The 19,774-nt window shown below is 52.5% G+C and carries 18 protein-coding genes; 12 read left to right on the forward strand and 6 right to left on the reverse strand.

Going from position 1 to position 19,774, the window contains the following annotated elements; translation table 11 throughout:
* Window positions 1-22 precede the first annotated feature (22 nt).
* The gene (locus tag H8B09_RS20650) at window positions 23-1,045 is read right to left on the reverse strand and encodes a LacI family DNA-binding transcriptional regulator (protein ID WP_191205451.1); all 1,023 of its coding nucleotides are present in this window, start codon (window positions 1,043-1,045) and stop codon (window positions 23-25) included.
* 196 nt (window positions 1,046-1,241) lie between these two features.
* On the opposite strand from H8B09_RS20650, the gene H8B09_RS20655 reads away from it, so the two are divergent.
* From H8B09_RS20655 to H8B09_RS20685, 7 genes are all read left to right on the forward strand, one after another.
* Window positions 1,242-1,625 carry a GntR family transcriptional regulator gene (locus H8B09_RS20655; RefSeq protein WP_224753815.1) on the forward strand — a complete coding sequence of 128 codons (384 nt, stop codon included), beginning with the start codon at window positions 1,242-1,244 and terminating at the stop codon, window positions 1,623-1,625.
* A 44-nt stretch (window positions 1,626-1,669) separates the two neighbouring features.
* Window positions 1,670-2,332 (forward strand): ABC transporter ATP-binding protein, encoded by a 663-nt coding sequence (locus H8B09_RS20660; protein WP_441343351.1) that lies wholly within the window; start codon window positions 1,670-1,672, stop codon window positions 2,330-2,332.
* Window positions 2,329-3,903 carry a hypothetical protein gene (locus tag H8B09_RS20665; protein WP_191205453.1) on the forward strand — a complete coding sequence of 525 codons (1,575 nt, stop codon included), beginning with the start codon at window positions 2,329-2,331 and terminating at the stop codon, window positions 3,901-3,903. Before H8B09_RS20660 ends, H8B09_RS20665 begins: the two co-directional genes overlap by 4 nt.
* Window positions 3,904-4,415: 512 nt before the next feature.
* Window positions 4,416-5,687, forward strand: coding sequence for a threonine ammonia-lyase IlvA (gene ilvA / locus H8B09_RS20670; RefSeq protein WP_191205454.1), 1,272 nt, complete (start codon window positions 4,416-4,418; stop codon window positions 5,685-5,687).
* Between the two features lie 13 nt (window positions 5,688-5,700).
* A complete protein-coding gene (locus H8B09_RS20675) occupies window positions 5,701-7,590 on the forward strand; it encodes a GAF domain-containing sensor histidine kinase (RefSeq protein WP_224753817.1) in 1,890 nt (629 codons plus the stop codon).
* Complete coding sequence (locus H8B09_RS20680; protein WP_191205455.1) at window positions 7,587-8,243, forward strand: response regulator; 657 nt, start codon at window positions 7,587-7,589, stop codon at window positions 8,241-8,243. Before H8B09_RS20675 ends, H8B09_RS20680 begins: the two co-directional genes overlap by 4 nt.
* Window positions 8,244-8,399: 156 nt before the next feature.
* On the forward strand, window positions 8,400-8,966 hold the full coding sequence (locus H8B09_RS20685; RefSeq protein WP_191205456.1) for an NADPH-dependent FMN reductase: 567 nt from the start codon (window positions 8,400-8,402) through the stop codon (window positions 8,964-8,966).
* Between the two features lie 37 nt (window positions 8,967-9,003).
* On the opposite strand, the gene H8B09_RS20690 is transcribed toward H8B09_RS20685, so the two are convergent.
* The 4 genes from H8B09_RS20690 to H8B09_RS20705 form a co-directional block, all read right to left on the reverse strand.
* Window positions 9,004-10,806: an ABC transporter ATP-binding protein gene (locus H8B09_RS20690; protein WP_191205457.1), complete on the reverse strand. Its 1,803-nt coding sequence runs from the start codon at window positions 10,804-10,806 to the stop codon at window positions 9,004-9,006.
* A 12-nt stretch (window positions 10,807-10,818) separates the two neighbouring features.
* A complete protein-coding gene (locus tag H8B09_RS20695) occupies window positions 10,819-11,769 on the reverse strand; it encodes a phosphoenolpyruvate carboxykinase (ATP) (protein ID WP_191205458.1) in 951 nt (316 codons plus the stop codon).
* 89 nt (window positions 11,770-11,858) lie between these two features.
* Window positions 11,859-12,014, reverse strand: a complete 156-nt coding sequence (locus H8B09_RS20700; RefSeq protein ID WP_191205459.1) for a paeninodin family lasso peptide — start codon at window positions 12,012-12,014, stop codon at window positions 11,859-11,861.
* 29 nt (window positions 12,015-12,043) lie between these two features.
* A complete protein-coding gene (locus H8B09_RS20705) occupies window positions 12,044-13,987 on the reverse strand; it encodes an asparagine synthase-related protein (RefSeq protein WP_191205460.1) in 1,944 nt (647 codons plus the stop codon).
* 332 nt (window positions 13,988-14,319) lie between these two features.
* Between H8B09_RS20705 and H8B09_RS20710 the strand changes: the two genes are divergently transcribed.
* Window positions 14,320-14,895: a metal-dependent hydrolase gene (locus H8B09_RS20710; protein WP_191205461.1), complete on the forward strand. Its 576-nt coding sequence runs from the start codon at window positions 14,320-14,322 to the stop codon at window positions 14,893-14,895.
* 81 nt (window positions 14,896-14,976) lie between these two features.
* Here H8B09_RS20710 and H8B09_RS20715 read toward each other — a convergent pair whose 3' ends face one another.
* Window positions 14,977-15,954: an aldo/keto reductase gene (locus H8B09_RS20715; protein WP_191205462.1), complete on the reverse strand. Its 978-nt coding sequence runs from the start codon at window positions 15,952-15,954 to the stop codon at window positions 14,977-14,979.
* A gap of 429 nt (window positions 15,955-16,383) precedes the next feature.
* Here H8B09_RS20715 and H8B09_RS20720 point away from each other — a divergent pair, with 429 nt between their 5' ends.
* Genes H8B09_RS20720 through H8B09_RS20735 form a run of 4 tightly spaced genes read left to right on the forward strand, consistent with a single transcriptional unit; the run spans window position 16,384 to window position 19,771 of the window.
* Window positions 16,384-17,577, forward strand: a complete 1,194-nt coding sequence (locus H8B09_RS20720) for an MGDG synthase family glycosyltransferase (RefSeq protein ID WP_191205463.1) — start codon at window positions 16,384-16,386, stop codon at window positions 17,575-17,577.
* Between the two features lie 13 nt (window positions 17,578-17,590).
* Window positions 17,591-18,790 (forward strand): MFS transporter, encoded by a 1,200-nt coding sequence (locus tag H8B09_RS20725; protein ID WP_191205464.1) that lies wholly within the window; start codon window positions 17,591-17,593, stop codon window positions 18,788-18,790.
* A gap of 15 nt (window positions 18,791-18,805) precedes the next feature.
* Complete coding sequence (locus H8B09_RS20730; RefSeq protein WP_191205465.1) at window positions 18,806-19,411, forward strand: TVP38/TMEM64 family protein; 606 nt, start codon at window positions 18,806-18,808, stop codon at window positions 19,409-19,411.
* 27 nt (window positions 19,412-19,438) lie between these two features.
* Entirely contained in the window at window positions 19,439-19,771 is a 333-nt protein-coding gene (locus H8B09_RS20735) for a hypothetical protein (RefSeq protein WP_224753818.1), read from the forward strand.
* Window positions 19,772-19,774 lie beyond the last annotated feature (3 nt).

Below are 19,774 nucleotides of genomic sequence, written 5' to 3' on the forward strand. Positions count from 1 at the left end.
ACCGATTCTGGCAAGCGGATTGCTAGCCTCGCTGATAGTTGGAAGATTCTCTTATGATGAGCCTCGCATTAATAACGGTCCGCTTACTTCCGCCCGATTGGCCGCTCTCGTTCACGTCGTTCAACTGATCGATGAGCTTCTCGGCCAGACATACGCCCATCTCGTACTTCGGCTGCTCCACCGTGCTGAGCGTTGGCACGATGTAACCTGTGATCCGGTTGTTATCGACGCCAACAACAGCCAGGTCTTCCGGTATGCGCAGCCCCTTCTCCCGACAGGCTCTATATACGCCCAGCGCCATCTCGTCATTGGCCGTATACACCGCAGTGAACGGCTCTTGCCGATCGAACAGCCTTATCGCTGCCTCATATCCGCCGCTTTCCTGAAAATGACCCGAATCAATAAGACTCGGCTTGAAAGGGATTCGATTATCCTTCAGCGCCTTCAAGTATCCTTCCATCCGCTCATAATTTTCCAATGAATCCGAGAAGCCGCCGATATAAGCAATCTGCTTATGACCTTGCTCGATAAGATGGCAAACAGCCGATTCCGAGAACTGCACATTGTTCGTTTTGCAGCTCAGAATGACATCGCTATCAATCTCTCTGCCGATGACGCCAAGCACATAACCCTTCTGAGAGTAATCCTTGATTACTTCATCACTAACGAACGGTGTAACGAGAATCATGCCATCGACCGTCCGATTGGAGAGCAAGCCGAGATATTCCATCTCTTTCTCCAGCTCATTGTCCGAGTCACAAATAATTACTTTATATTTGCGGGCATACGCTGCATTTTCGATTCCTTTGATGATCTCCGAGAAGTAGGAGACGATAATGTCGGGTACGATGACGCCGATCGTCATCGTACGCTGAGAACGCAGCTGCTTCGCAGCCGCATGCGGATGATAATCCAGCTCCTCGATTGCTTGGCGCACCTTCTGCTTTGTTTTGTCCGATACAAGGCCGCTGTCGTTCAACACACGCGATACGGTTGCAGCCGATACGCCGGCTCTCTTGGCGACATCTACGATTTTATTGTCCACGATACAATCAACCTTGTCTTTTTTATCAAAATTATAGGCTTTAAGTCTAGCGATATCAACCTATACCTGTTTTTTTGTCATATCTTGGCATACCCCTCTTGCAGTGTATGGTGACGCGTGATACACTGTTTCCAATATCTAGTGTATGGTCTGTAATCATACACCTCAAACAAAGAAAGGGCTGGTGAACGATCCAATGCCCCCAGATATGATTTGGCGGATTGACGAGTTTCAGATTGATCCGTCCCGCCCGCTGTACGAGCAATTCGTCGAACAGATTCGGGCAATGATCGCCAAAGGCCAGCTGGCACCTGGAACGAGACTTCCCTCTGTCCGAGAAACCGCATCGTCGCTGCGCGTCAATCCAACAACCATCATGAAAACCTACCAAGAGCTGGAGCGACTGTCGCTGCTCGTTACCTATCGCGGACAAGGCACGTTCGTTACGAATGAAGAATCCGCCATAACGCGTTCACGCCGCGAGCTGGCACGCTCAGCGGTTGCGCGACTGGAAGAGCTTGCGCAATCAATCGGCCTGACGCTTGAGCAATTCATCGCCTTAGCCCAAGAGGAGGAATAATCATGATGGAACAAACGGTAACCATTCAATGCACCGGCGTCGAAATGATTTTCAAGAAGAAGCAGGCACTCCGCAATGTCACGTTCTCCACGAACAGCGGCTCTATTGTTGGTCTGCTTGGACCAAACGGCGCCGGCAAATCGACGCTCATGCGTATTCTGACTGGCATTCTTGAACCTACTGGCGGTTTCGTCGAAGTGCTTGGACGCAAGCCTGGCGTCGAAACGCTCGCGCAGCTATCCTTCCTGCCGGACCGTGGACAACTTCCCAATTGGCTGACGGCTGACCAATGGCTTGGCTATGCTTCCGGCATCTATCCCGACTGGGACATTGCGCTGGAACGCGAATGGGTACGCAAGCTGGAGGTTGATCGCACCATGGGGATCGGGACAATGTCCCGCGGTCAAGAGGCTCGGTTGCAGCTGTTAACATGCTTATCCCGTCGCACGAAGATCGTCATACTCGACGAGCCTTTCACTGGTGTCGATTTGCTGTCGCGAGAACGCATCTCCTCGGCGATTGCAGAAGAAACGGCCGGCGGCGATCGCACCTTCCTTATCGCAACGCATGACATTCGCGAGATGGAATCGATGTTCGACCGTATCATTCTAATCGGGGATGGCACGATTAAAGGTGTTTATGATACAGAGGAGCTTCGCGATGAGGGGCACTCCGTCGAATCCTGCTATAGGGAAGTGTTCGCATGAGCCGACATCATCGTTCCTTTAGTCCGATTGTTGCGTTCGAGCACAGCGCTTTTACCCCCTATCTTCCAACAACGAAGAGACGCGCCGCTTACTGGCTATTCGGTATCGCCATCACTGTCCTTGCTTGCCGTATTGTATTCGGCGATCGCAACGAACCGGAAGCCATCTACCTGCTTGGTGCATGCCTATCATGGATTGCATTCATCATGCCGAATAGCATTCGCGCCATGCAGTCAACGCATCAGCCGTTTCAAGAATGGTGGCTGACATTCCCGCTCGACCGCCGCACGCTTATACGGGCAAAGCTGCTAGCCACCCTTCGGTTGAACGGCTATATTGCTGCTGCATTCTGGCTCATAGCCACCATTCATAACTTTGGTGCAGCGATGTTGACGGAATCGCCCTTTCATGCAAGCAACGGACGTTTATGGGCAGACGCAGGAGCATACGGGTTGTTGTATGCAGCGATCGTATTGTTCGTCACAAGCATCACCGCTCTTGTTCCCCTAATGTTGAACGGATGGTTCCGATTTATCCTCCTGCCTTATATCCTCATATGGTCTCTGCCAATGGGGAACTTAGGAAAGTTAATAAACAACGACTATCTGATGCCAGCTCGCTGGCATCAATCGGATATGGTTGTACTCTATGCATTGGGACTCGCATTGCTCGGCTGGGGCGTCTATCATGCTGCGATTCGAGGCGTTGCGAGGTACGGCACGAGGGGACTTACGCCTCGCGAGACTGGGAAGGCTGGCGTCAGTCCGCGTCGTCAACCTAGCCTGATTCAGCGCGCCGTCCGCAGTCGATCGGCAGCAACCGGCTTCCGCTGTCTCATCCAGCTTGAGCGTTCCAAGCACAGGAGCATCGCATCTAACAAATGGATGAAGCTTACAAGAGGAATTCTAACCATCGGGCTTGCTATCGGCGGGTATTTCGCCCTCAGAGAGAACGAAGGCGTCAGCATGGTACGGGTTATTCTTATTTTTCCAAGTGTTTTCGCAGTCACACTCATTACGCTCTCCTACGCGAATGATATTACTAAGCGCCGAATGGAATGGATCTTCAGCTTTCCTTACAGCCCATTCAAGATTGCGCTGTCCAGACTATTCGCTATGTGGACAACAGCCATTCTATGGGTGGGTGGCGCCCTGACCGCAGCAGGTGTAGGCGCAGTCGTCCGCTATATCGTTCAGCGTCCGGATATAATCGCAACAACGAACGACATAGAGGGAGCAAGTTTTCTCCTGATCGCCTTCCTGACTTATTTCTTGTTCGGGACGCTTATCATCCATGCCCAATACGGCAATATGAAGAATCCGTTGCTCGCCGCTATCGGTCTTCCTTTTGCAATGGCGTCGTACCTTGTTCCTACGATGATTAACATGTATGTATTGCCGGACTCATTCGGCGAGAACGGGGTCGCGCCGCATTGGTGGATCGGGCTTGGCATCACGGCTGCGATCGCCATTCCATTCGCTTCGTATATTTTCATAACCTCTGTGCGAACGATCACCACTTCAATGCTGAGCTCGCAGGCCAGAGTTGCCGGTCGATTCAAGTGGAAGTAATAACTTCTTGACAAAGATGACCGTTCGGGAGTATAACATTACCAATCCGAACGAAGTATAATTGCAAGAGGATGACATCTCACATTCAACGAAGGGAACACGTTCACCGTTCACGCACTCCCCAGAGAGTCGGCAGCCGCTGAAAGCCGATGTGTGCGCCCGGATCGAGCATCCTCCCCGAGAAGCCGTGCTGAACCAAAGCTCCAAGCGAGCTGTAAGCGCGGACGGCCGTCCCCCGTTACCGGGAACGCGTATGAACACGTACGCGACTAAGCGCTGCCTTCTCCAGGTTATAATGGGAGCGGCAGAACAAGGGTGGTATCGCGAGTCAATCTCGTCCCTATGAGGGACGGGATTTTTTTGTGTACAATGCAATGCTATTATGGGCTTAAGAGGTAGTTCAAAAAGTCCGCTTTTGATCACGAAGTAGCACAAGAAGTGGATTCGCCATCAGGTGCTGAAAACCGAACTTTTTGAACACGCATTTATAGCCATTGAAAGGATGACGCCAGATGAACGCAACGAGCAGTCACGAATCACGCAAAATTTCACTCGAAGAAATCATGCAAGCTCACCTGCACCTTAAGGAGGTCGTGACGCGTACGCCGCTGCAGCACAGCCGTGTGCTGTCCGAGCGCTACGATTGCGACGTCTATCTCAAACGCGAAGATTTGCAAATCGTTCGTTCGTTCAAAATTCGCGGCGCTTATCATATGATCCGTTCGCTGTCTTCGGAGCAGATCTCGCATGGCGTGATCTGTGCGAGCGCAGGCAACCATGCGCAAGGCGTCGCTTATTCATGCCAAACGCTCGGCATTCGCGGCAAAATCTATATGCCAAGCACAACGCCTCGGCAGAAGGTGAAGCAGGTATCATTCTTCGGCGGTTCAGAGGTTGAGATTGTACTTGTCGGGGATACGTTCGACGATGCTTATGCAGAGGCAATTGCCGAGAGCGGTCGAACAGGCATGACCTTCATCCATCCGTTCGATGATTCGAAGATTATCGCAGGCAATGGCACAATCGGCATGGAAATTATGGAGGCGGCAGAACGCTCGCCTGACTATATCTTCATTACAGTAGGCGGTGGTGGTCTCGCGGCAGGCGTTGCCTCATATGTAAAAGCCGTCTCCCCTACGACCCGCGTCATCGGCATCGAGCCCAAAGGCGCCCCTTCCCTGCAGCGTTCGCTCAACGCAGGCAAGGTCGTCCCGCTTGATGAGATCGATAAATTCGTAGACGGCGCCGCAGTCAAACGAATCGGCGAACTGACCTTCGAGATATGCCAAGAGCTGGTCGACGATGTGCTGATCGTACCGGAAGGCAAAGTATGTACGACACTGCTCGATCTATACAACGAGAATGCGATCGTCGCCGAACCGGCTGGCGCGCTTCCGATTGCAGCGCTGGACCTGTATCGGGAGCAGATCAAAGGCAAGTCGGTCGTCTGCGTCATCAGCGGCGGCAATAACGATGTGGATCGCATGCAGGAAATTAAAGAGCGTTCGCTTATTTATGAAGGACTCAAGCATTATTTCATGGTCAACTTCCCGCAGCGCGCAGGCGCTCTACGCGAGTTTCTCGACGATGTGCTGGGACCCAATGACGACATTACCCGATTCGAATATACGAAGCAGCATAACAAAGATAACGGCCCAGCGCTTGTCGGCATTGAGCTGAAGCATCGGGAAGACTATGCGCCGCTTATGGAACGGATGTATGCGAAAGGCTTAACATTCTATGAGCTGAACAAAGATCCGCTGCTGTTTAATTTGCTGATCTAAGGAGGAATAGGCAATGCCACGAAGCGATAAGAGGGCTTTGCGGAGCGAAGGCACAAGCGCCAGCCATAGCAATAGCAGCGCTGATGACATCCGAATCGAATGTGATGACGAATGTGAAGAAGCAAGAAGCGCCGCAATTCATGACGATAAGAAATGTGCAGAGGCCGCGCTTGCTCCTGGCCCCTCGTCGCTGATTATGCCCAAGCACCGCGTACATGAGATGGTGCTGCTCAAGACCATTGCAGAGACGCTTAATCAGTCCCACGAGCTATCCTCCATGCTGCACTCGGTGCTTGAGAAGCTATTGGAACTGACAGGCCTGACGACAGGCTGGATTTTCTTATCCGAACGGTTTATGGACTTCCGCTGTGTAGCGGAGCAGAACCTCCCCCCTGCCCTGACAGGTAATAATGGCAAGCGGATGAACAACGGCTCCTGCTGGTGTCTCGAACGGTATTGGGACGGCAGACTTGTCAATGCCATCAACATATTGAACTGCAAACGGCTGGAGGATGCGGTTGCCTTCCGCTGGGGGGATACGGAAGGCATTACGCATCATGCGACTGTGCCGCTTCGAACGGGCAAAGAGCTCGTCGGACTTCTTAATGTCGCCGCGCCCGGTAAGGTGCACTTCACCGATGAGGAGCTCGCCTTGCTCCAATCCGTCGCCTTCCAGATGGGCAGCGCGATCGAACGCATTTATTTGTACGCAGCCGAACAGCGCCGTGCGGAAATGTTTGCCCGACTGGATGAGTTCAGCCGCGCGCTCACCAGCCGAACTGGCGGGTGCTCCGATCTGGTGCCTGTCGCCAAGGCTTCACTCTCTCTAATTGGCGAACACTTCAACTGGCCAATCGCGGCGCTCTACGAACAATCTGACAGCAAGCTATCGCTGCGGTCCGTTTATACTAGCGATGAGTCGTTCGAACTTCCGGAACGTATGGCGATGGAGGAGTCCGGATGGATCGGCGAAGCCGTTACCAACCGCCGCCTGCGAACAGCCTCCGCTGAAGAGGCCGCTCTCCTATTCCATGCCGAAGGCCGCGAAGGCAGGCGCCGCCCTGCTGCGAAGCTCGCCACGGCAGCAGTTGTTCCGCTGCCATTCGGCGATACCGGCTACAGTGTGCTTATAGTCGGCAGCACGAAACGCGATGAATTGAAAGCTGAGGATCGTCCTATTCTAGAGGCGCTCGCCGAACATATCGCCGGTGCGCTGGAGAGTACGCTGCTGGCTGATCATCGCAAGGAACTGACCCGAATCGAGGAACGGAACAGGCTGGCGCGCGACCTTCACGACTCGGTCAGCCAGCTGTTATTCTCGTTGTCGATGACCTCCCGCGGTGTGGAAAGCCTGCTGACAGGTCCTTCGCCGGATACGAAGGCTGCACTGTCTGCCGTCCGCGATCTGCAGAGCTTATCACAGAGCGCGCTGAAGGAAATGCGCTCCCTTATTCTGCAGCTGCGCCCCGCTGAACTGCAGGCCGGACTTGTTACTGCGCTGCGTGAATACGCTGAGCGGCTCGGACTCCAGATTGCTGCACGTGTCGATGGTGTCGGCGCGCTCCCGCGTCCAATCGAGGATGCATTGTGGCGCATCGGACAAGAAGCGCTTAACAACGTCAGCAAGCATGCGGGCACGCCGGCTGCTGAAGTTACACTCACGATTACAAGTCTTGAAGTGACGCTGCGCATCACCGATAAAGGAAAAGGGCTGCCGGGGAGTATCTCAAGACTGTACGGCTCCGCCACCTCCATTGGTCTCTCTACCATGCGCGAACGAGCTGAGGGACTCGGCGGGACCATCTCCATCATGCCAAGAAGAAGCGGCGGTACGGCAGTGGAGGTCATTATTCCGATGAGAGCCATCAATCAGTCGAACGGAAATAGGGGGAATGAACGATGACAATCAAGCTGCTGCTCGCGGACGATCATGCCATGGTTCGCAAAGGGCTGCAAATGTTCCTGTCCACCCAATCGGATCTGCGCATTGTCGGAGAGGCGTCGAACGGCCAGGAGGCAATTGACCGAACGAATGAGCTGTCGCCGGATATGATTCTAATGGATTTGCATATGCCCATTATGGATGGCATTGAAGTTACGAAGAGGTTGAAGCAGACACATCCGAATGTAAAGGTCATCGTGCTGACCTCCTTCTCGGATGACGATCACGTCCTCCCTGCCATCCGGGCCGGCGCCAAAGGCTATCTGCTGAAAGACATCGAGCCCGACGAGCTCGTCCGCGCTATTCGCCGCGTCTGGCAGGGCCAAGTCGAGCTTCATCCGGATGCTGCGGTCAGGCTGATGAATCTGCTCTCTACTCAGGAAGATGTCGTCCAAGACGAAGACACCTCCGCCGCCCGCCTTGCCGAACTGACAAGGCGCGAGATGGAGGTGCTTCAGCTCATTGCCGCCGGTAAGAGCAACAAAGAAATTGGCGATCTGCTATCGATAACGGAGAAGACGGTCAAGACGCATGTAAGCCATGTGCTCGACAAGCTTGGCTTCTCGGATCGCACGCAAGCGGCCATCTTCGCCGTTAAACACGGATTGGATTAACCTCTACGACGAAAGTCGCATGCCGCATACGACCGAAGCCGAATCAATTTGTATTCCATAATCATCCTGCGTCCTGACGCTTCTTGACTCCCGTTCCGTTACGATAAGGCTACACAAGAGAGATAGCCATTCGGCTTATCGGAGGAGGAGAAAGCCATGCAAATCGTTATTATTGCTGGCAGTAATCGTCAAGGAGCAACAAGTACGAAGGCAGCCGCCTATGCTGGTCAACGGCTTGCTCAGCAAGGCCATCAGGTTCGGCTGTTCGACCTGCACCAGCAACCGCTGCCGCTCTATTCCCCTGACGCGAATAGTACAGCGGTCGAACCGGCGGCCGCGCTTCAACAGGCAATGCTGGCAGCGGATGCCGTCATTCTATCGACACCTGAATATCATGGCAGCTTCTCTGGCGTTCTGAAGAACGCACTCGACTTCCTCGGTCAGTCACACTTCAGCGGCAAAACCGTTCTCTCCATCAGCACCGCTGGCGGCCCGATTGGCGTCAGCTCGCTGCAGCAGCTTCAGACCATCGTACGCAACCTGCACGGCATTAACTGCCCGGAATGGATATCGATCGGCGGCACGCAGCGCACAGCCTTCGAGCAAGGCGGAGACTACGAGACCCATGCCGCTGTATTCGATCGGATCCATCGTGCCCTTGACACGTTCGTTGACTTAGCGAGCCGATTGCAGCGTTCGGCGGCTGCACGCACGATTGGATAATAACGAAGGCGGCGATCAACGGATCGCCGCCTTCTTTTTATCTACTAACCGCTGCTATCTCTTGCTGGTGCAGCAGTTGACTAAACATGCCGTTGGATGCATTAGCAAGCTGACTGTAGCTTCCACGCTGAATAATGCCCCCATTTTCCAACACGATGACCTGATCCGCGTGACGAATCGTCGACAACCGGTGCGCAATAAAGATAATCGTCATGCTCCCTCTGATTCGTTCGAGTGCCAGCTGGATCTTCGCCTCATTCTCGCTGTCCAGCGCACTCGTCGCCTCGTCCAGGATAAGGACAGAAGGTTTGCGCAATATCGCACGAGCCAATACAATCCGTTGGCGCTCGCCGCCGGACAAGCGAACCCCACGATCGCCCAGCAACGTATCCAATCCATCAGGAAGACGTCTCACGAATTCATCCGCTGCAGAGAAACGAAGCGCTTCCCATAGCTGTTCCTCTGTTGCATCCGGCGCTCCCATACATAAGTTTTCCCGCAGGCTCAAATGAAAGAGAAACGGGTCCTGCGATACATAGCTGACCGTTTGCCTGAATTGAAAGGAGCATGTCCGCATTGGCATCCCATCCACCATAATGTCCCCCTGTTGAGGCTCAATCAGGCCTATTAAGAGATCGATGAGCGTGCTTTTTCCTGCGCCGGATTTCCCTACAATCGCAGTCATGCTGTTAGCTGGAATATTCAAGTCAATGTGCCGCAGCGCGTAAGACGAGCGATGCACGTCGTATTGGTAGCACACACCACGACATTCGATGCCATGCTTCATGCGCCAATCACTTTGTATATCCACAGAGAGATTCTTCAAGTCGAATTCCCTGGCTTGTTCCGAGTTGAATTGCAGTTCGCGTAAGGTTCTGCATGCGGGCATAATTTGCGCAAGCCCTTCCCAGCTGGATTGCAGCTGCGAGAACTTGGGCCACAACCGCGAGAAAATGATAACAATGAGAAGGAGCATAGAGCCTTCTGCATGAAAGAACGCCGTAGCGATATAAACGAATAACGCAATGAATACGCCTGATGCAAGCTTGTAATAAAATTGCGAGCCCGATTGCAGGCGTGAGAATCGAACTACATTGTGCTCCATCCGAATCGTTAGTGCACGGAACCAATCTACATGCTGACTTTCGGTCATATTGCTCTTAATATCTTTAATTCCATTGAAATGCTCGGTCATGCCAGCCATATAGCTCTGCATAAGAGTCGTCATCTCATCGCCAATCGACCGCGAAGCCGTAAAGGACTTCCGGTTAACGAATGCAAGAATTAGACCGCACACTAGGACTAGCAGGGTTAATTTGTAAGAAAGCCACAATGCAATGCCGATCTGCACAAGCGTAAACAACACACTCATTATCATTTGCAGAAACGTAAATATCCCGTAACTGACTCGCGGCAGTTCCGTCGTCATAACGTGTGTAAGATCTGATTTTCTCGTCCCTAAGAAGAAGGGCCAATTGGCTTCGAGCAGTGAGCGATACACATCGTTACGAATGTAACGGATGAATCGCTGCTCCAGCTGAATGTTCCGATTGCCGAGAAACCGCGACAGCGATGACTGGCTGATTAACAGAACGAGGTAAATGAGCAGCACAGCTGGCAGCTGGACGGCTGCATCAAGTGATCGAAGCGGCTGCACAAGAGCCTCCAGATAGGAGTTGCTAAACATGCTTGTAAGTCCAATCAGACTGAGCATCGGAAGCAGCATCAGGATGCCAAGCCCATCAAGCAAGCTGCTGACCGTCATTCCAGCCATATTCAGGTACAGCTGGAGCCCCGCGAACCGTTGAAACTTCCTAAGATAAGCGAGCAAATCCTGCAATCGAAGCCCCCCTTACTCTGCTATCGGACTCAAACGGTTGCTGGCCCCTGCTAATTGAACAATCCGTTCTGCCAAATCATTGATTGTCATTCGCGCGGATGGACGCTGCAATTGATAGATTGGGACCATGCCGCACAGCTTGGCGGTTTCTGTGAAATGCCATTGGGATAAGCCAAAGGAAGGAATTAAGAAATTCCGGAAGGTGTGGGTATGAAGTACGTGGAGCCCTTTGATCCCTTCACAGACGGTGAACGTGGTTTCCTCAAGTTCTTCGTTCTTTACTAGTTCAATAATGCCGCCTAGCGGAGTTACTTCCTTGGAAAACATCCGTGTCACAGGGACAGCAAACTTGTTCTCGTATAACGTGGCATAGGAGCCAGAATTCATTCCTAGCTGGTCCAAACTTTGTTCCCATAGCTTTTGCTGAGGATAGGCCGGAATAACGGCAGGAACCTGTTGATCTGAACCGCACCAAGATAAGGCAATGACATCATCCGTAAGCAGCTTATATCCCTCTTGCAGCAGTGCCGCTGCAAGCGTCGACTTGCCTGCCCCCGATTCGCCGACTATCGCATAGGCTTTACCGCCGATCACAATCGCACTGCCATGAAGCGGCACTATGCGTCGCTGCAGTAATATGGCGCCCATGCAAGTCCCAAGCAAATAAAGCCGAATTTTGTGCTCATCTGCATCCCCATAAGGCGACACAATAATCTGCTTCCCTTCTCGCACGCTGAACAATGCAAGATCAGGGATATGCATCATAAATTGTTCGTTTGAGAACGCGTAGTAGCTGTTATAAATCTCACTCTCATTCCAAGCCTGCTCTAAATCGCCATAAACAATCGTGACATCCGGCTCTTGCTCTTCCTGCACTTCTTGCCAGAATGAAGCCAGCGCCTCCGGCAATGCCAGTTCACTCGCGATCTGCAAGCCGAATGCTCCATAATTCTGCATGCTCACTTGATAAATCCTCCTTTCTTGGAAAGGCCCTTAGATGCTGACTGCCGCCAAGGGCCCACCGGTTCAAACATCAATACTGAGATGATGAATTAGGAAATAGTCGGACCAGGGCCTTCATCGTGGCGGTTGTTTGCGCCTTTGCCGTTTTTATCCGGCACAACGCCATTTGGTCCGCCAGCCGTCATTTTAACATCAAGCGTTTCCAGTACAGGCGCCTGCCATTGTTTCAACGTTTGATTGCTCATCCATTTCACCTCCTTTCATGCGCGCTGCATCACACAATCTTGGTAATAAAACGGGCCACAATCAGGCTCTGCATCACTAGTTTGACATGAGGGTCATAGGCTTGCTCCGGTTTCGGATCTGGACCAATTCGATCAAGCGATGCACGGATCTGATCGATATGAAGCAATCCCTGGGCAGCACTCTGCCTATTCCGGATGAAACTCATGACTTCTTGTGTGATAGCCCCCCAATGGGGACGAACGCGATGGATCCAGTCTGCGCCTTGAATGCCATAGACTCGTTGATTGAGTCGGATCTGATCCGGCAAATAGCCAACGGTTGCCCGCCTGATCAATGAACGACTTACCCCGTCCTGAACATATTGCTCGGTAGGAAGAGAGAGACAGAAGCGGACTACTCTAGGATCACTGGTAGGATCACGCTCCACAACGCCGTAGCGAAGGGAAAGCTTGGTGGAGGATACGCCGTAATGGTTAGAAACGGCGAGTTGGTTGAATTGATAGTCTCTTGCCTCGAATTCATCCATTTCATATTCATACAAGCCTACATCATGTCGCCTCAACCTGTTATAAATATTCGTTCGTGCCGCAAGGTCGGGGTGAATAAGCTGCGGTCGATCGGACGTGCTGTTACGCGTGAAGGCACGTGTGATGAACGGGAATGCCATCCGTGCTACTTCTGGCAAGATACGAGATCGTCTAGTGTATTGATTATGGCCGAACTGCTTCAGCTCTCTATGTAAGCGCATCCATTGAAATCTTCTCAAAAGCCTGGCATAGTAATCATATGCCGGTCCCCATGAGATGGAATAATTGCCGCGAGAGCCGTTTAATACAATGCCGACTTTATCCTGTCGGGCTTGTTCGAGTATTCCTTTTAGCCAAAACGAGTTTTCGATGAATTTATAAGGGGCTTCCATCATATCAAGAATGTCATCGACGTCTTCGAATGAGTTTCTGCCGGGAAAATCCATATAGTTCTCTTGTATATTCCCGACATGCCGAGCGATTGTCTGAATGAATGGCGTTTCATCCGGCATCCAGTTTCTTCCCGTCCAATCGGTAAAGTCGCGGGGCGGCACATAGCTGTATGCTTGGAGCGGCTTTCCGATTTCACGAAGCGGCGATGCTGCGAAGCTAACTACCGTACCGGAATCTAATCCGCCGCTTAAGCTGATACCAACCTGGCGATACGTACGCAACTTTGCATGGACCGCTTCTTGAAACACTTCACGAAACGCTTCCTCATATTCTTCATTTGATTTCAGTTTCAGCGGTCCATCCAGCGGATCCAGACGATCGAACTGCGAGAGGTGCAGCCGACCATCTTCCAATGAAAATGTATGAGCAGGCGGCAGCATCTTAATCTCTTTGTACACCGTCCCGTGCACATCGATGCTGTCCATAATAATCGGGATTGCCAGAAACTCGGCAAGCCACGATTCGTTCAACTGCTTCTTCATTCCAGGCAATTGATAGAGGGGTTCAATTACCGTACAGAATGCAAAATGGCGGGGAGTTTGATGATAATACAGCGTTCGGTTTCCTAGCAAATCTCGGGCACCAAACAGTCGGCGCTTGTCCGAATCCCATATGACGAAGGCATAATCCCCGATTAAATATCGCGGTGCTTGGTCGCCCCATCTTCGGTAGGCCATCAGAATAAGCTCACTGTCAGTGATCTGCTGCCGCCTCGTGGAATTAACCTGCAATTGCTCGAACAGTTGCTGTCGATTATCAAGTATGACATCTGCCGTTATGGCCAGCCGGTACTGTTCATCATAATAAGGCAATGTATCGTACACCGACTCCGGAGTGATCCATTGTGCATGGCACCCCATACTGATCGAGTCGCCATGCCATGTTCGGGCAGCATCAGCAGGATATTTGCGCAGAGAGCGCATCATGCATTGGACCGATTCGTATGAGTCTGCAGCCGGATCGGAATTAAGAATGCCGATTATTGCACTCATAGGACCCTCCATTCCTGCATTCGCATTAGTACTTTGTTACTAGCGTGAGATGATCATAACATACAATGATACAGTTTGTAACTATTTTTTTATAAAAATCTTAACCTTTTGTTACTAAACGTAGCATAGCATAAGTCTAAGTTACGACTTGCGCCTATGTTCAGATTGGTTTGGTCCCCTCTTGTGCCAAGTACATTCCAAAAAACTTATTTATATTGTAAAAGCGCGCTCCCCTCGTCTTTCTTAGGAGAATAGTCTCTTGAAGGCCTGCATTGCTTAAAGCTAACTTATTGTCTGACGTTGCTATATCTATGCGAAAGGAAGTGCTGTCAATGTTCGCAGGACATTTTGGCCTTGCAGCGATCGTTAAGTCTCGTACTAACCGAGTGCCGCTATGGGCGCTGCTGGTCAGCTCGCAAGTGCTGGATGTTGCGTTTATTCCTATGGTGATGACAGGTGCGGAGTCGATGGATGAAACCAAGTATGGCGGCGGCTATGGAGGAGCGATCATTCACGCGGATTACACGCATTCCTTGCTGGGCGCGATTATTCTTACACTCGCAGCGGCATTCGCAGGAAGATGGATATGGGGCAAACGAGCGGGCGTTATTATAGGGGCGGTCGTATTCAGTCATTGGCTGCTCGACCTCATCGTCCATCGGGCTGACATGCCGCTGCTGCCAGGCAATTGGGGGGATCTGCCGCTGCTTGGCTTCGGACTGTGGCAGTATCCTTGGATCTCAATTACTCTCGAGGCTCTGCTCATCGCCGCCGGTACTTGGATGTACGCCAGGGCGGCATTCCAACAGAGCGGTGAACGTAGTCGGTTCGCTCGTGTTGCTGCATCCTCTCTGCTCGGGGTTGTGCTCGTGCTGCTGCTCGTGTCTGATGCGGCAGGCTGGTTCTAAGCTATATTCTCCGGATACCTCTTCTTCTGCACAAAAAAGAGCTCTGGACGCTTCGCGCGCCAGAGCTCTTCTATACCTACCTTACCAAGCATACGCCCGCGGCGCTTCGCCGCCAGGGCCTGGGAAAATCTCGTCGATGCGCTTCAGCGCCGACTCGTCCAGCTTCACGTCGACCACACGCAGCGTGCGCTCGAACTGCTCCATCGTACGCACGCCGATGATCGGCGCCGTTACAGCAGGCTGCGCCAGCAGCCATGCCAGCGCTACCGTATCCTCGCGCTCGCCAAGCTCGTCGCATAGCGCGCCGAACTGCTCAAGCTGCGAAGCGTGCTTCTCCAGACGCTTCGCATCGCCGCTCCGCTTGCTGCCGCCGCCATGGCGAGCGTTACCTGCGAGCAGGCCGCCGTCGAGCGGGCTCCAAGGAATAATGCCGAGGCCAAGCGCTTTCGCGGCTGGCAGCACTTCAAGCTCAGGCAGACGGCAGAGCAGATTGTACTTGTGCTGCTCGCAGACGAGGCCTAGATGGCCACGCGCCTTCGCTTCGCCTTGTGCGACAGCGATATCCCAGCCCGCGAAGTTGCTTGAGCCCACGTAGCCGATTTTGCCTTGTGCCGCAGCAATCTCGAACGCGCCCCACAGCTCTTCCCAGCTTACGCTGCGGTCGATATGGTGCATTTGGTAGAGCTCGATGTGATCCGTTTGCAGCCTTCTGAGCGAACCTTCGAGATGGCGGCGAATTTTGTAAGCGGAAAGTCCCGCTTCTCGGTTCGGTCCATCCAATGGGTCATGCATATCACCATACATCTTTGTTGCGAGAACGGTCCGTTCACGGCGTCCGCCGCCTTGCGCGAACCAACGGCCGATAATTTCTTCCGTCCGTCCCGAATTCTCGCCCCATCCGTAAATATTAGCTGTATCGAAAAAGTTGATGCCCGCATCCAGCGCAGCATCCATAATGCGAAATGATTCCTGCTCATCCGTGTCAACACCGAAATTCATCGTACCAAGACAAAGACGACTTACACGCAGACCTGACTTACCAAGCTTCGTAAATTCCATAATCATTTCACTCTCCTAAACTTGTATAAGTTTCGTGTTCAAAAAGTCGGGTTTTCAGCACCGAGAAGATTGCGAGAACCTGAAAAGCGTATGCTTACGAAGCTGTTATTTGCTCGCAGGTTGTAATACTTGAAGTATCGCAAATAACCTCAGGAGGAACGGAGTGTAGGCAGTACCTACATGTACAAGGTTTCCAGCGGAAACCTACATCGGAAGCATAACCTCCGGACTCCGAAGGTGAACGCAAGCTTCGACGTCGAATAGGCTTCCAGACACTCTTCGTGATCAAAAGACGACTTTTTGAACAACCTCTATAAGGTATGTATTACCTCTGCTATAGTAACATAGCCCAAACTCAAACCCAAATTCAAGCACCGATAATGCTCCGATGACAATTGCAAGGTATACTCCGTCCAGGAGGTGTGTCGTATGCCAATACCTACTCTGACTGCACCGAATTCAGCCGGTCGCATTCTGATCATCTACGCCTCATACGGAGACGGCCATCTGCAGGCTGCCCGTGCTATACGCGATGCTCTTGAGCGTCAAGGAGTCGAGCCGAAACGCATTAAGCTCGTCGATCTGATGGCTGAGGCTAATCCGCTGCTGAATGAAGTATCCCGCCGTTTCTACATGCACAGCTACTCGAAGATGCCCACGCTCTATGGCTGGGTCTATGACCGTACGCGCCCGATGAAGCACGACTCTTTGTTCGGAGGCTGGCTCCATTCCTTCGGCAAAGAAAAGCTGCGCCGATTGCTGCTGTCCGAACGTCCCGATGCAATCGTCTATACATTCCCCGTATTCGCTGCTCCCTCCTCACGCAAAAGCTTACTTCCGCATGTACCGACTTCCGCTGTTGTCACCGACTTTGACCTTCACTGCCGCTGGGTTCACCCGCATGTGGACCGCTATTTCGTCGCTACGGATGAATTGAAACTCGAATTAATGCGACTTGGCATTGCCGAGCGTCGTATTACCGTGAGCGGTATTCCAATCAAGCAAAGCTTCACCGCTCTTCGCCCTAATCCGCAATGGTTTGCCCGATACGGCCTTCCTGAAGATCGGCCTATCGTGCTTATAATGGCAGGCGCTGCTGGCGTCATGCCGGATGTGCCGGAGGTATGCGAAGCCTTGCTGCAGGACAATGCTGTAACTGTAGCGCTTGTATGCGGACGCAATGAAGCGCTGGCATCCTCGCTTCGAGCCCGTTTCCATGGTCAGCTGTCCACTTCTAATGGCGGGCGGTTGCATCTGTTCGGCTATGTCGAGACGATCCATGAGCTGATGGCAATTGCAGACTGCCTCGTTACGAAGCCAGGCGGCATCACACTATCCGAAGGTCTCGCCACCGGTCTGCCGCTGTTTATTTATCGTCCGGTTCCTGGCCAAGAGAAGAACAATGCGCTCTACTTGCACAGCAAGGGCGCTGCTCATATTACCCGTAACCCACAGGAGCTCAGCAATGCGGTTCGGTCGTTGCTGTATGATCCGATTAGGCTCGCTGTTCATCAGCAGGCTGCACGCGCGCTTGGCCGGAGTGGAGCTGCCGACACGGTTGCTTTGGATATTTTGCGACAATGTCTTATAATGGAAGAGGCGTCCTCTCCGACTCATTATTGAAGGAGTTATTGCCGTGGCATCTATAGCTATCCGATGGTTCAACGCGGAGAATGTACTATTCTCCGCTATTCTGTTTCTAGTCGAGTTCATACGTGGTGCAGGCGTCATCAGCTTTCTGCCGATCTATGGCGAGAAGACGCTTGGTCTATCGCTGGATGTCATCGGAATTGCAGTTACCGCCCACTATGTAACCGATACGGTATTGAAATTGTTCATCGGTTACTTGCTTGATCGCATATCTGCCCATATCGTCGTTCAGGTCGGATTGGTGCTCACGACAGCCGGTATCGCCATCCTTCCTTACAGTCAGAGCCCTTGGCTCTTCATCGCGGCGTCCGCCTTGTTCGGCATCGGTATCTCGCCCATCTGGATCGTCTGTTTGACCCGCGTCTCCAATCAGAAGCGCGCAACTCAAATGGGCTTTCTCTACACGATATGGTTCATCGGTCTTGGTACAGGACCGATCGTTGCGAATGTGCTGCTTGACTACACACGATCTGGCACATATATGATGCTGTTAATTGCTTCGGCAGCAGCCCTGGTGCTGTCGCTGCTTATGAAGCCCGGACGCGCAACCGGTATTGCAACGATTCCGTTCAAGGAACAGATGCGCATTCTTCAGCACAAGCTTAGCCAGATGAAACTGCTGCTGCCGGGCATGATCCTGCAGACGACGGGAGCGAGCATGTTGGTGCCCATTCTCCCCAGCTTCGCAACGGATCAGCTCGGATTGACAGGAGCGCAGTATTCGCTGCTCCTCGTTGTCGGCGGCGGTTTCACTGTCGCGGGCTTAATGCCCCTCGGTCGGCTAGCAGACAAGCTTGGCGGGAAGAAGTGGTTCCTTGTGATCGGCTTCTTCTGCTTCGGGCTTATGCTCTACTCGCTCGCTTGGCTGCCTTCCTTCTGGCAGTGTCTGCTGCTTGCAGCCATTCTAGGCCTTTCCTATGCCGCGGTACTCCCTGCCTGGAACGCATTGCTCGCTTCCTATGTTCCAGTGAAGCAGCAGGGTCTTGGTTGGGGGTTGTTCTCGACGGTTGAAGGAATAGGTGTTATGATCGGGCCAATCGTAGGCGGCGTCATTGCATCGCGGATCGGCGTTCCGGCGGTCGTCTGGTACAGCGCCGCGTTGTTCGGGCTTATCGGTCTATTCTACTTGTGGTTCCCGTTTCATCATTTCAAAGAGAAGCAAAGCGATTCGCGCAAGAAAGGTTAAGGTGAATTTATCAGCATGAGTCAATGGCAGGACTGGCTGCATCATCTCAAAGCACTCGATCTCGAGCATATGGAGCGTACGCTGCAAAGCTACTCGGCGTACGGACCGCTGCCTGGATTGCTCATGCCGATTGCGGAGGCGCTTATCCCGGCGCTTCCGCTCATTGTTATTGTTGCGGCTAATGCAAATATCTATGGACTATGGTACGGCTTCCTATTATCTTGGATTGGCGCTACGATTGGCGCAAGCATCGTCTTCTGGATTGCCCGTAAGCTTGGCGGAAAGCTGGGCGGACGTTTTCGTAGACGGTTCCCGAAGTCTGAGCGTTTCTTCGACTGGATCGAGCACAAGGGCTTCACCCCGTTGTTTCTATTGGCCTGCTTCCCATTCACGCCATCTGCACTTATTAATATTGTTGCAGGCTTAAGCAAGCTTCCGTTCCAAACGTTCTTCTTGGCTACGCTGCTTGGCAAATCCGTCATGATCTTCAGCATTTCGATCGTAAGCGCCGATATATCTAATCTAGGACGGCAACCTTGGCGTATCTTTGTACTAATTACAGTGCTGGCTGTCATGTGGTTCTTCGGGAAACAGTTGGAACGCAAATACGCGCTTAAATAAAACCTCTTAAGGGAGTCGAACATACGAATGACGATGAGCATCAACTGGTTTTCGGCTGGCGCGACCGCCCTTGTGCTCCTGTTGACCTTCGGCCTGCTCGGGGCCATGTTCCTTATTATTAAGCTATCATCCGATGATACAGGCAAATACAAGGTGCTCAAGGACATGGTCGAGACGTTGTTCGAGACGCCTGCCCATCTCCGTTCCGGTTCGCCTCCTAAGAACGACGCCGACAACAAAGAAGCGGCCGCACAATCGGCGGCCGCTTTGGAGCCTTTCGTAGAAACATGTCCTGCCTGCGGGGATACCGTTACCGAAGCGCACCAAGAATGTCCTTCATGCGGCCTGCGGCTGCAATGATTG

Origin of the sequence: Paenibacillus terricola (assembly GCF_014779765.1) — a bacterium.
GTDB lineage: Bacteria > Bacillota > Bacilli > Paenibacillales > Paenibacillaceae > Paenibacillus_T > Paenibacillus_T terricola.

Excerpts from the sequence above, each read along its gene's own strand:
- H8B09_RS20660 (WP_441343351.1), top strand. The coding sequence starts at position 1,670 with ATGATTTTCAAGAAGAAGCAGGCACTCCGCAATGTCACGTTCTCCACG.
- ilvA (WP_191205454.1), top strand. The coding sequence starts at position 4,416 with ATGAACGCAACGAGCAGTCACGAATCACGCAAAATTTCACTCGAAGAA.
- H8B09_RS20705 (WP_191205460.1), bottom strand. The coding sequence starts at position 13,987 with ATGAGTGCAATAATCGGCATTCTTAATTCCGATCCGGCTGCAGACTCA.
- H8B09_RS20715 (WP_191205462.1), bottom strand. The coding sequence starts at position 15,954 with ATGGAATTTACGAAGCTTGGTAAGTCAGGTCTGCGTGTAAGTCGTCTT.
- H8B09_RS20675 (WP_224753817.1), top strand. The coding sequence starts at position 5,701 with ATGCCACGAAGCGATAAGAGGGCTTTGCGGAGCGAAGGCACAAGCGCC.
- H8B09_RS20730 (WP_191205465.1), top strand. The coding sequence starts at position 18,806 with ATGAGTCAATGGCAGGACTGGCTGCATCATCTCAAAGCACTCGATCTC.
- H8B09_RS20655 (WP_224753815.1), top strand. The coding sequence starts at position 1,242 with ATGCCCCCAGATATGATTTGGCGGATTGACGAGTTTCAGATTGATCCG.
- H8B09_RS20700 (WP_191205459.1), bottom strand. The coding sequence starts at position 12,014 with ATGAGCAATCAAACGTTGAAACAATGGCAGGCGCCTGTACTGGAAACG.
- H8B09_RS20720 (WP_191205463.1), top strand. The coding sequence starts at position 16,384 with ATGCCAATACCTACTCTGACTGCACCGAATTCAGCCGGTCGCATTCTG.
- H8B09_RS20735 (WP_224753818.1), top strand. The coding sequence starts at position 19,439 with ATGACGATGAGCATCAACTGGTTTTCGGCTGGCGCGACCGCCCTTGTG.
- H8B09_RS20680 (WP_191205455.1), top strand. The coding sequence starts at position 7,587 with ATGACAATCAAGCTGCTGCTCGCGGACGATCATGCCATGGTTCGCAAA.
- H8B09_RS20710 (WP_191205461.1), top strand. The coding sequence starts at position 14,320 with ATGTTCGCAGGACATTTTGGCCTTGCAGCGATCGTTAAGTCTCGTACT.
- H8B09_RS20685 (WP_191205456.1), top strand. The coding sequence starts at position 8,400 with ATGCAAATCGTTATTATTGCTGGCAGTAATCGTCAAGGAGCAACAAGT.
- H8B09_RS20665 (WP_191205453.1), top strand. The coding sequence starts at position 2,329 with ATGAGCCGACATCATCGTTCCTTTAGTCCGATTGTTGCGTTCGAGCAC.